Below are 10,997 nucleotides of genomic sequence, written 5' to 3' on the forward strand. Positions count from 1 at the left end.
GCGTTGTGTTTAGTGTTTAAGGTGGTATGCGGCAGCTTCGGCATTGCGTTGCTCACACCTTAACAGGGCGTTATGTGAATGGCGAAAAATCACAGAATCTAATCTCTAACTTCTTGCTACAACTCATATTTACAGCAGCTCCAATGTAAGCGCCCCATGAACACACGGGCGCTTTTTTATGTGTGGGAGAAGTTCCAGGGAAGAAGTGAGTCGATATCAGGCTCGGGCTTAGCCAACTCTTTCATGCACTTAACCATGTAGTCGTACAAGATAAGGTCATTCGCTTTTGCTGTCTCGATGATGCTGTAAAGCATTGCGCTGGCGTCGGCACCTCTGGGAGTGTCAGAGAAGAGCCAGTTTTTTCGGCCAATAACCATGGATTTTATTGCTCGCTCAGCCCGATTGTTATCGATAGACAGGTGACCATCTTCGACATACCGAACCAGTTTCGGCCACTGACCAACCGCGTATTTGATTGCTTTGCCTAGTTCACCTGTACCGATGACCTTTTGCGATGTCAGCCATTTATGCAGGTCATCAAGCATAGGTTTCGCCAGTTTTTGTCGTTCAGTCATTCGCTCCAGAGCAGACCTTCCTTTCAGGCGAGTTTCAAGCGCATACAGTTTTTGGATTTTTGCCAGAGCGACATCCGCTTTTCCTGTTTTGCCTTTACCTTGTACCTTCTTCGCATCCATGAACTTACGGCGAGCATGAGCAAGACAGCCAAGGTGTTCAACCTTCTCCAGGCCGTCATAGACTCGGTATCCATCCGTTTGCAGGTAGCCATTGTAGTCACCAAGGAAGCCGATGGGACATGCTCTTGAGCGACGATTTTGATAATCGTACAGCACGATGTTTTTAACGCCTTCCAATGTCGCTTCAGGAGAGTCAGCACCAGAGCAGTAAACCCACATATAGCATTGCTTATCTTCTTTAAGCACGGTTAGTGGTGTTTCATCTGCCTGGATGACCACCTGCTCCAGCAAGTGTTTGTGCAGAGCGTTATACAACGGAGTAAAACGTTCGCTGACCTGCATCATCCAGCGAGCCATGGTTGTTCTGGATAGCTCGACACCAGACTGCTCGAACAGGGTTTCCTGACGGTAAAGCGGTAGCGCGTACTGATATTTTCCAAGGATGATGTTAGCCAGAAGGCTTTCTGTCGCGAAGCTTTTAGGGATAATACTGGCAGGTGCAGGCTTTTGGCTGATGCTAACCTTATCGGCTTCCTTTTCACACTGGCGGCAACTGTACTTAGGGCGAACATATTCCAGAACCTTCAGTACTGCTGGCGTGAACTCCAGCTTTTCACAACTATCTTCACCGATTTTATGCAGAGGGTGCTGGCAGCATGAGCAGACTTTTTCATCATCATCCAGGTCCAGAACGATATGCTCACGGGGCAAGTCTTTAGGAAGCGGCTTGCGTTTACCTCGTACTTTTTTGGTCGTGGTTGTCGTTACCACTTCCTGTTCGTCAGAGGCTGCATCGACCTCGCACTCCGCTTCATTAAACAGGTCACCCTGTGCATCATCATAAGGTTTGAGTGATTCAGAGCGTTTGGCGAACTGACGGTCGATAGCTAATTTGAACTGTTCAAGCAGCGATGCCTTTTCAGCCATAAGGGCTTTTACCATCGCTTGAAGCTCGGCAATATCTTGGCTGTCAGGGTTAATATCAGGCATCTTTTTCATGGCATCCATTATACTAAAAATGCCGCTGCAACACCTGATACATCTGACTTTTATAACGATTAACTCATTGTAAAATCGTGTATTTCAACAGGCTTGTGGCCGATAATAGTGAAGCCTGAGAGCAGCCTGTCCAACTCAAATTGGTTGAGGGTAAATACCTGTTTTTTCTCCTGGGAAGGCCATTTGAACTTCGCTTTTTCCAGTCGTTTATACCAGAGCGCGAAGCCCGTTTTATCCCAGTAGAGTATCTTTATTTTGTCGCGCTGTTTGTTGGTAAACAGGAACAATGCTCCTGAACTCAGAGGCAAGTTAGTTTCACACTCAACCAGTGCGGCCAGACCGTTAATGGATTTTCTGAAGTCAACGAACTCACGATACAGGTAGATAGCAGGCGCGTTAGTTAATCCCCTCATGATGATAATGCACCGATAAGTTCGGCCAGATAATCTGTTGGCGTGCCTTGCGGGATGCTCAACTCAACATCGTTAAAGCAAAGCGTCATATTTTCTGTTGCGGAATTCGTTACCTGATAGCGAGTGGTCTGTTCAACTACCTCCGCTCGGACAAAACTGCATTGCTGGTTTTCTCTGGTTAGCTTCAGCGACCGTCGCTTTGAAAAGAAAGTTGAAGGGCTGAGTTGATTCTGTCGGCAGAACTCTCTTTGGTTAAGAGAGCTGTCTTCGTATTGCTGAAATATTTCCAGCCATTCCTGATCGCTGCGTCGTCGGTGAGCCATGATCTTATCTCCTTATTAGTGAAGATAAGATCATAAGTCTGGTGCCTGGCTAATTGAATGTGTGCTTTGTGGGGCGCTTACGCTCCAATTCGGTAAAATGCTCGAATATATTAGTCGTAGCCTAGTGAGTTATGATCGCAGTAATTTTTGAAGTACAGGTAGCAGAGGGTAAAACTTCTGAATATCTAGATATTGCAAGTGAACTAAAACCGCAGCTATCAGATATTGATGGTTTTATCTCAATCGAACGTTTCCAAAGTCTAACAAATGACAGCAAGGTTCTATCTTTGTCATTTTGGCGTGACGAAAAAGCAATTCAAGAGTGGTGCAATCTAGAATCTCATCGATTTGCTCAATTAAAAGGTCGTAGTGGTGTTTTTGAAAGCTACAGACTCAGAGTTGCGGGTGTCATCAGAGACTATGGCATGGACATACGTTCAGAAGCCCCAAAAGATAGTATCGACGCACACGGCTAAAATTCACATAACAAACTGTTCAAGAGGGATTCGCAACGCGTGGCATTTTCACTATGCGTTGGTTTTAGTGTTTAAGGTGGTATGCTGCGGCTTGGGTATTGCGTTGCTCACCCCTTAACAGGGCGTTATAACGTAAAGGAAAAATATGTATTACTTGTTCGATTGGAAAGTTAAGCTAGGTATCGTTTTAAGTTGTATCTTGTTTCTTGCCTGTTGCATCAGTTTCGTTATTGCATGGAACTCTCCTCAGCCAGTTGACGCAATGAGCGCGGTGACCAAGTTTTTCAACTACCGTTGGTTTGCCGCGTTCCTATTTGGCTTTGTATCTATGATTTCAGCAACTTACAGTGCCTATCAAAAACGACTGCACTCGATTTAATGGTTTTTGGGTTCACAGAGCGTGGTGAGCTACGTTATAACAAAGCATTTAAGAGGGATTCTCAACGCTTGGCATTTTTGTTTCTACTTCAAATTTAGTGTTTACGGTACAATGCTTTAGGTTGGGTGGAAGGCGTTGTTCACCCCTTAATGCGGCGTTATATGCTTCAAGGAAAATGATGAAAAAAATCGCACTTTCAATAGCTTGCTTAATGGCCTCCAATCAGGCTAATGCTGACGTTAGGTTAGACTTTCCCTTCCAGAAAAAGTTTGAAGTGTATGAGATTAGCGGCAATAGTGTTGAGGAAATTGAACACTCTTTTAACTCTAGACCTGACTTTCTAGTAAATGAGGGCTTTGACGGGTACACCGCGTGGAAATATGACTTCCATACGCATGATGATTCTTGCGAAATTCATGAATTTGATCTTGAAGTTACCTATGCACTTCCGAAGTTTGAAATGTCTAGGACTTCAGCTGAATCAGCTGAGGAGTTTCGCCCATATCTTGAGAAGCTCTATCGACATGAGCAGACTCATTGCGCGCTTGTAGTTAAGTCGATACACGAAATGTATCTAGCCTTCAAACTTGGACAGCGTGGAGGGTGTAGTAGCGCAAATGATAGAGTCATTGAGCTTGAAGGTGATTTGGTGGAAATTAATGCCCTGTTTGACGTTTATACATCGCACGGAGAAATTGAATTAGCAGAGTCTCCTTTTGGAGAGGAGCCTTACTTGAAAGTATGCGAAATACCTTTCGCGCCAATGTCACCACGCATATAACAAGAAATTTAAGAGTGATTCACAACGCTTGGCGCTATCACTTTAAGTGAATTTAGTGTTTATGGCACAATGCTTTAGGTAGAGTGGTTAGCGTTGTTCACACCTTAATTTGGCGTTAGCACTGGGTTGACATCAAAGGCTAAAAGTTTCTGTTTTTATTGGTTTCTTTTCCTCGCTTTGCACCTAAGCAAATGTGCCTTTCAGGTTCGCTCCGGTGGCACTATATGAGTTGTTTTCGCTTTGAGTTTGTCGTTTACGGTTTCTAACTTTCGGACTATTTCACTGGCGCGGTTTCTTTGATGCGGTTGATTTCCTGCCTTAAATTTGGCTATTTGTCGTGGTTGTTGAAGTCCGATGATCGAATCCTTTGCAAATTTTATTACTGCGAAATAGGGTAGTTTCGCATGTTTTTCTTCAAGCCAACTTACGTCTTGAAGTTTGTTTTTAGTTTGGCAGCTGTCCGTTTCGTTTTGGTGTTTTAAGCCATAAATTTCGTGCTATATTTCAATGTCTTGGCGTGTGTCAAAGGCTTAAAGGGCAGCGTGCTAACAAACAGTTCAAGTGGGATTCAGCACGCGTGGCATTTTTGGTATGCGTTGATTTTGGTGTTGAAGTGCCATGCGGTAACATTGGTATTGCGTGCTTCACCCCTTAACAGGGCGTTAGCTTTCTACAGAACTCAAAAGAGGTATTCAATGGATTTGAATAGATATGAATTGGTCATCTTTGATGCTGACGATACACTACGGGAGTGCACTGTTGAAGGTCAGTTTTATCCGCTTGCACAAGGGGAGTGGGTGTTAAAAGGTGATGTTTGTGATGTCCTCAGCAAATACGATTGGACATCCAAAAAATTTGGTATCGCGACAAATCAACCGGGTATATCTAGGGGGGAGTTTACAGAGGAAGTAAGTCTTCAACTCCTTAATGATATGGTCATAGGCGTTTTTGGTTTTCTTCCGGATAGAGAAGCCATTCAGTTTTGCCCGCATGCCATTGATGGTGAATGTGACTGTAGAAAGCCAGCAGGCGGAATGTTAAAGCGCATAATAGCGCATTTTGGTGTCGAGCCAGCATCGACGGTTTTCGTAGGTGATCGCCTTAAAGATAAAATTGCAGCGGAAAGCGCAAGTTGTGGTTTTATCTGGGTCCACGATCTTGTAAACGGAAGCTCCAAAAGCTAACAAACTGTTTAAGAGTGATTCGCAACGCGTGGCATTTTTACTATGCGTTGAATTTAGTGTTTAAGGTGGTATGCGGGAGCTTCGGTATTGCGTTGCTCACACCTTAACAGGGCGTTATACCTTCGGAGGAATTGTGACAGAGTCAGAAAGCCAATTTGAAGCAACACTCTATTCTAAGAATATTAAGTTTCGAAAAATCCCTGAGTCTGAAGGGAAAACACCTGATTATGAAGTTTATCTTGGTAATCACCTAAGCTATTGGGAGATTAAAGAACTCACTGAAAACCCATCTGAAAAACAAGTATTACGTGACATTGAAGATGAATGTTTGGGCATATATCAAGTGAACTCCGATCGTGTTGTAAACAGTATTAAAGATGCGGCTAAACAGCTAAAAAACTACGGAGAATCAAAAGCTAGTAGGGTCATTGTTTTATGTGATTGCCGAGACTTCGCAACAATGGATTTCTTATTCATTCCGAGTATCCAGAAAGCGATGTTAGGTAAAGCTGAATATTATGCTCATCGAGATGGATCGTTCGAAGAAATAAAAAGGCATCCAGGTTTGCTGACAAATAGAATGAAGTACATCAGTGCGATAGCTGTACTTTCAGTGAAAACGGGTAAAATTCTATTTCTTCATAACCCAAACGCTACCGTTTCATTGTTCGAAACTGACCTAATAAAACATTTTGATAATCATCAAGTTTTTGAAAAAACCGGTGGGACTAATACTTGGCAACAGGTATAACAAAGCGTTTAAGAGCGACTCACAACGCGTGGCACTTTTGATTTGCGTTGGGTTGAGTGATTACGGTGCTTTGCAGAGGGTTATGTATTGCGTTGTTCGCACCTTAACGCGGCGTTATAAAGCTCGAAGAAAAAGGACATTTCGTGGAAATTCGAACAGGTAAACTTGAAGATGTTACTGGTATTACAGACATCTTTAATTTTTATATTGAACACACCAATGCACGCTTTGAGGAAGTTCCATTTACTCTGGAAAATCGTCAGAAATGGTTTTCTCAGTTCTCTAGCAACACCAAATATCAACTATATGTCGCTATAGAAAACGGCGAATTGCTAGGTTTTGCATGTTCCCAACAGTACAGAGCAATTTCAGCTTTTGACGATACTGTAGAAGTGACCGTGTATCTGGCACAAGAAGCTAAAGGGAAAGGTTTAGGTTCTAAACTATATACTCAGTTGTTCTCATCTATTCGTGCTTACGGCGTCCACCGTGTATTGTCGGGTGTTGCATTACCAAACGACGCATCAGTTGCATTACATAAACGGTTTGGTTTCAGAGAAGTCGGAGTTTTCAATGAGTATGCGAAGAAACACGGGCAGTACATAAGCTCGGTGTGGTTAGAAAAGGCGTTTAATGTAGAGTCCGCTTTATAACAAACAATTTAAGAGTGATTCGGCACGCGTGGCATTTTTGGTATGCGTTGGTTTTAGTGGTTAAGGTGGTATGCGGAAGCATCGGTATTGCGTGCCTCACACCTTAATTGGGCGTTATGCGTAATTGATGGAGTACCGAGAATTAGATGGAAGTAGTAGAAGCGGAAAAATCGGATTTAGATTCATTCTTTGTGTATCTAGAAAATCAGCTGTCTGAAAATGGTAATGGAGAAGTTCCTCTTTTCCAGCCAATGTCCAGAGAGCAAAGTGAAATTCCAGAAACAACAAAAGATAAGTTTATCCAAGGCTTTTCTCATCAGTTTGGCGACTTAGGTTGGAGAAAACTTTGGGTTATAAAAGACACCTCTGGAAACATCAAAGGTCATATTGATCTTCGCCACCACAATGATGAAAGCCGTTCTCACAGAGTTCTATTAGGTATGGGCGTAGATGTTTCTTGCCGGAAGCAAGGTCTTGGTCAAAGACTCATTGATGCTGTTATAAATTTCTGCCAAGAAAAAGCTGAAATTGACTGGCTTGATCTTTGTGTATTATCAGAGAATTTCCCAGCAAAGAACCTCTACCTAAAGGCAGGGTTCAATGTTGTTGGAGAGTTCAAAGATCAATATAGAATCGACGGTTTGTCAGTCTCGGAAACAGCAATGACAAAGTACGTCAAAAATTACGCATAACAAGCAATTTAAGAGGGATTCACAACGCTTGGCACTTTTGTCTCTACTTCAAATTTAGTGTTTATGGCACAATGCTTTAGGTTTGAGTGGTAGCGTTGTTCACCCCTTAATTGGGCGTTATATACTAGGAGAGGGCATGATCAAAATTGGCCAAGTAGGAACGATAATTAGTGGCGATGAAGCTGGTTTTGAAGTCATTATTATTGATGATTCAGAAAATACAGGCGGCTATTTAATTTGTACATCGAGGTCATTTAAGCAAAAGTCGTCAGAGAGTTATGACGGTTGGGTTGAAGACTACGAAAGCTTGGTTGGCTACTTTTTAGAATCCAATTGGGTTGTTGACTGGTCATAGTAGCTTTGATTCTTATTTTAGTAAAAAGCAGAATCACTGACCCAAGTGTATGCACCTTCAACAAGAAACCCAACTGTTGGCTCGTACATAACAAAGCGTTTAAGAGCGATTCCGCAACGCGTGCCAGTTTCGCTTCGCTCACAGTATGGCACGCATTACGTCACGCCTTAACGCGGCGTTAGCCTTACAGGGAGAAATTGAAGGTGAGTAGAGTTTATAGGAAAAAGTCAGCTATCGATGATCTAGAGGCTTACAAGATAGCGTTAGAGACCAGAAATATGGAGATCAAACTTTTCTGGCAGCGATCTAATTACTTTCTAGCTTTGAATGCTGCGTTAGCTTTAGGTTTTTTCCGCTTAAGCGAAGGTTATTATGGCTTTGCGCTCGCTTGTTTCGGACTACTTGTTTCGTTTCTTTGGTTTCAGGTTAATTTAGGTAGTAAATACTGGCAGTCACGCTGGGAAGAGCGCCTTAAAGTTCAGGAGCAAAAAGCTGCACCAAATTTAGAATTTTTTGCGGCATCGAAAGAAGCAATTCATAAAGATGTTCAGGATAGTTTAAATGGTGTATTTGCTAGTGATAACTGGTTCAAAGTGTGGCTAAACAAGCAAGTTTTAACCAAGCCTTCGGTATCGGATACCATGTCTAAGCTATCTCTTACTTTTGTGGCAGGGTGGTTTGTGCTTCTTGTTCTTCACTTATGTGGAAAGTAAGGCTAACAAACTGTTCAAGAGGGATTCCCAACGCGTGGCATTTTTACTGTGCGTTGGTTTTAGTGATTAAGGTGGAATGCGGCGGCTTCGGTATTGCGTTGCTCACCCCTTAACAGGGCGTTAGTTTTTTATTCAAGTAATGAGGAATATGAATGAGTAGTAACTTAGACAAAATGACAATCTTCAGAGCTAAACCCTCTGTTAAAAATTTCTCGGCTATATTCGATATATCAACAGAGCATTTACCCCGATTTACGTATCAAAGTAATGGCTATGAGGTAGAGGGGATCGTAAAGTATGCCGATGTCGGCGGCACATCTAAAACGGAAGCTGATTACCCTTGGATGGTAATGCTTAATAACCTTAGCGAAGATCTAAAGCTTAAATTTTCAAATACAAACAAGTCACCTTCCGCTGTCTTATGTTTGAAAATAACCCGTGATGTCGACGACATACTGTTCTATGTGTTAACTTTTGGTATGCATACTTCTAGATTTATTAATTCTGATAAGTTAGTAAATGATTTTGGTATAAAGGTTGCGATGAACATCTGCGACCATAATAACCTTAAAAAGGTTAATACTACAACGCACTCATCTGTATCGACATTAACAGATCGACAAGCTAGCAAAGGTGCTAATTTGGAAATTTTTGATATAAATGATGAAAAAGAATTTTTTAGATCTATTTCTGGTTCAACGTATGATAGTTACCCATATATAAAATCATTTTCAGGAAAAAGTTCTATTAGTGTAAATCTAAAAAAAGGGACTAGTGTAACTGATGATGGAATAGTTGATATATTATTAAGTTTAGAAGAAGCCTACGATCTTGAGTTATACAAAGAAAAGTTCCCTTCTTATGGTAGACTTGATTATGTAAGTGATGAAGATGAAATTGACAGGTTAAATGATTTTTTGTTTGAATATTTGAAAAATAAAGATTTTTCAAATATTCATTTATCACCAAGCGTTATATTGGAGGAAAATGTTTCCTATTTCTCATATAAAGATCCTGAAGCGAATGACTCTGTTGATAAATTTGATGATCTAAATATATCCGATCTTATTGATAAAAATCACAGTTTTAACAAAAAATCTTCCATTAAAACAGTATTAAACTGGAAAGTATATTATGTGAATACTTCTGATGAAATATTTACGATGAGGGCTTATGACTGTATAAATTGTGAACTTGAAGATAACGGGATAACCTATATCTTAAGCTCTGGTACGTGGAGAAGCGTTAGTTCAGATTTCAAGTCTGAAGTTGAGCTATACTTAAAAAATAACATCAAAGATAAATCTGATGATTATCTTCCAAATGATATTTCGATTCATTGTATAGTTGAGGAAAATGGCAAAGGTACAGTGAAGTATAAGGAGGAAGTTTATAATTCATATGTCGCTGAACATGATGATGATATATTTTTGTTTGATAAATCTAAAATTAATATAGCTGGTCAAAAGAGATACGAAATATGCGACTTACTACATAAAGATAGAGAGTTGATCCACGTGAAAGTATTAAAAAGTGGTACAAGCTCATTAAGTCACTTGTTTGTTCAGTCTAGATTCTACACAGATGCATTTGTAAAAGATATTGAAACCAGAAAGTCTATGATTGACTTTATCAACAATAATGATAATTCAGAGAATGCAGGAAAAGACAAAGACTCATTTCTTTCAATTATCAAGGAAAATCGATCTGAGCTCCAAGAGTCAACATTCTCTGTTTTGCTTTGTATATTAACGTATACCAATAATAAGAAGATTGATGACTTGCCTTTTATGGCCAAGTATGAACTTGCAAATACTCATAGATATCTCATCAATGAGCGAGGTATTGAGTTGGCATATGCAATAAGACTTGTTAACAAAAAAAACTAACAAAGCATTTAAGAGTGATTCCCAACGCTTGGCATTTTTCATTCCATCGTTGGGTTTTGTGTTTACGGTGGTAAGGTTAGGTTCAGTGGTAGCGTTGCTCACACCTTAATGCGGCGTTAGTGTTTACATCAAAATCCACGCAAAATAGGTAAGTTATATGAGTAAATCTGTCTATGTTGCAGGTAGTTTCAAGAATCTAGAAAAGATGCAGGTTATACGGGAATCTTTGGTCAGTGCTGGCATTGAAACAACTATCTCTGAGCCTCTTCAAGCTAGTGGCATTGATGGGTGCTTACAGCGCATTAATGAGGCTGACATTACCTACATTCTAAATTTTGGTGGCTACGTCGGTAAAAGTGTAGCAATGGATATTGGTTACGCTTTAGGTCTCGGCAAACCAGTTTATGCTCTTGAACCTATTGAAGACCCAGACATCACTCACTTGCTAACACGCATTGTCACGCCAGATGAAGTTATTGCTGAGCTCAGTAGAAATAGTAAAAACTAACAATAAATTTAAGCAGATTCGCAACGCTTGGCATTTTCGGTTTGAATCAACTTTAGTGTTTACGGCACAATGCTTTAGGTAGGTGGTGGCGTTGCTCACTACTTAATTTGGCGTTATGTGCTTATGAGGAAAATTGACATGGAAGTGATAGAGGCCAACCCTGATTTGGCCCCAATATTAGCGAGT

At 40.9% G+C, this 10,997-nt stretch carries 14 protein-coding genes; 11 read left to right on the plus strand and 3 right to left on the minus strand.

From position 1 onward, the window contains the following. Positions 1 to 176: 176 nt before the first annotated feature. Genes tnpC through tnpA form a run of 3 tightly spaced genes read right to left on the minus strand, consistent with a single transcriptional unit; the run spans position 177 to position 2,430 of the window. Positions 177 to 1,694: an IS66 family transposase gene (tnpC, locus tag R7190_RS24880; protein ID WP_010451944.1), complete on the minus strand. Its 1,518-nt coding sequence runs from the start codon at positions 1,692 to 1,694 to the stop codon at positions 177 to 179. A gap of 59 nt (positions 1,695 to 1,753) precedes the next feature. Next, positions 1,754 to 2,107, minus strand: coding sequence for an IS66 family insertion sequence element accessory protein TnpB (gene tnpB / locus R7190_RS24885; protein WP_010451947.1), 354 nt, complete (start codon positions 2,105 to 2,107; stop codon positions 1,754 to 1,756). After that, a complete protein-coding gene (tnpA, locus tag R7190_RS24890) occupies positions 2,104 to 2,430 on the minus strand; it encodes an IS66 family insertion sequence element accessory protein TnpA (protein WP_010451948.1) in 327 nt (108 codons plus the stop codon). The genes tnpB and tnpA overlap by 4 nt, the downstream gene beginning before the upstream one ends. A 131-nt stretch (positions 2,431 to 2,561) precedes the next feature. Between tnpA and R7190_RS24895 the strand changes: the two genes are divergently transcribed. The 11 genes from R7190_RS24895 (at position 2,562) to R7190_RS24955 (ending at position 10,811) form a co-directional block, all read left to right on the plus strand. Then, positions 2,562 to 2,906, plus strand: coding sequence for an antibiotic biosynthesis monooxygenase family protein (locus tag R7190_RS24895; RefSeq protein ID WP_186584895.1), 345 nt, complete (start codon positions 2,562 to 2,564; stop codon positions 2,904 to 2,906). 145 nt (positions 2,907 to 3,051) lie between these two features. Continuing rightward, entirely contained in the window at positions 3,052 to 3,285 is a 234-nt protein-coding gene (locus R7190_RS24905) for a hypothetical protein (protein WP_029842189.1), read from the plus strand. Positions 3,286 to 3,460: 175 nt separating this feature from the next. Next, a complete protein-coding gene (locus R7190_RS24910; protein ID WP_238939371.1) occupies positions 3,461 to 4,066 on the plus strand; it encodes a DUF922 domain-containing protein in 606 nt (201 codons plus the stop codon). Between the two features lie 695 nt (positions 4,067 to 4,761). Next, positions 4,762 to 5,250, plus strand: coding sequence for an HAD-IIIA family hydrolase (locus tag R7190_RS24920; protein ID WP_021448794.1), 489 nt, complete (start codon positions 4,762 to 4,764; stop codon positions 5,248 to 5,250). Positions 5,251 to 5,383: 133 nt separating this feature from the next. Then, positions 5,384 to 6,001: a hypothetical protein gene (locus tag R7190_RS24925; RefSeq protein WP_054579703.1), complete on the plus strand. Its 618-nt coding sequence runs from the start codon at positions 5,384 to 5,386 to the stop codon at positions 5,999 to 6,001. Positions 6,002 to 6,144: 143 nt separating this feature from the next. After that, a complete protein-coding gene (locus tag R7190_RS24930; RefSeq protein WP_005377035.1) occupies positions 6,145 to 6,654 on the plus strand; it encodes a GNAT family N-acetyltransferase in 510 nt (169 codons plus the stop codon). A 146-nt stretch (positions 6,655 to 6,800) separates the two neighbouring features. Continuing rightward, complete coding sequence (locus R7190_RS24935) at positions 6,801 to 7,346, plus strand: GNAT family N-acetyltransferase (protein ID WP_186584900.1); 546 nt, start codon at positions 6,801 to 6,803, stop codon at positions 7,344 to 7,346. Positions 7,347 to 7,482: 136 nt separating this feature from the next. After that, on the plus strand, positions 7,483 to 7,701 hold the full coding sequence (locus R7190_RS24940; protein ID WP_031821598.1) for a hypothetical protein: 219 nt from the start codon (positions 7,483 to 7,485) through the stop codon (positions 7,699 to 7,701). A 203-nt stretch (positions 7,702 to 7,904) separates the two neighbouring features. Continuing rightward, positions 7,905 to 8,414 carry a hypothetical protein gene (locus tag R7190_RS24945; RefSeq protein WP_186584902.1) on the plus strand — a complete coding sequence of 170 codons (510 nt, stop codon included), beginning with the start codon at positions 7,905 to 7,907 and terminating at the stop codon, positions 8,412 to 8,414. A 152-nt stretch (positions 8,415 to 8,566) separates the two neighbouring features. Then, positions 8,567 to 10,303, plus strand: a complete 1,737-nt coding sequence (locus tag R7190_RS24950) for a DUF6119 family protein (protein WP_186584904.1) — start codon at positions 8,567 to 8,569, stop codon at positions 10,301 to 10,303. 157 nt (positions 10,304 to 10,460) lie between these two features. Next, the gene (locus R7190_RS24955) at positions 10,461 to 10,811 is read left to right on the plus strand and encodes a nucleotide pyrophosphohydrolase (protein WP_186584906.1); all 351 of its coding nucleotides are present in this window, start codon (positions 10,461 to 10,463) and stop codon (positions 10,809 to 10,811) included. The last annotated feature ends 186 nt before the right edge of the window (positions 10,812 to 10,997 follow it).

This window comes from Vibrio sp. 1078-1, assembly GCF_033340475.1.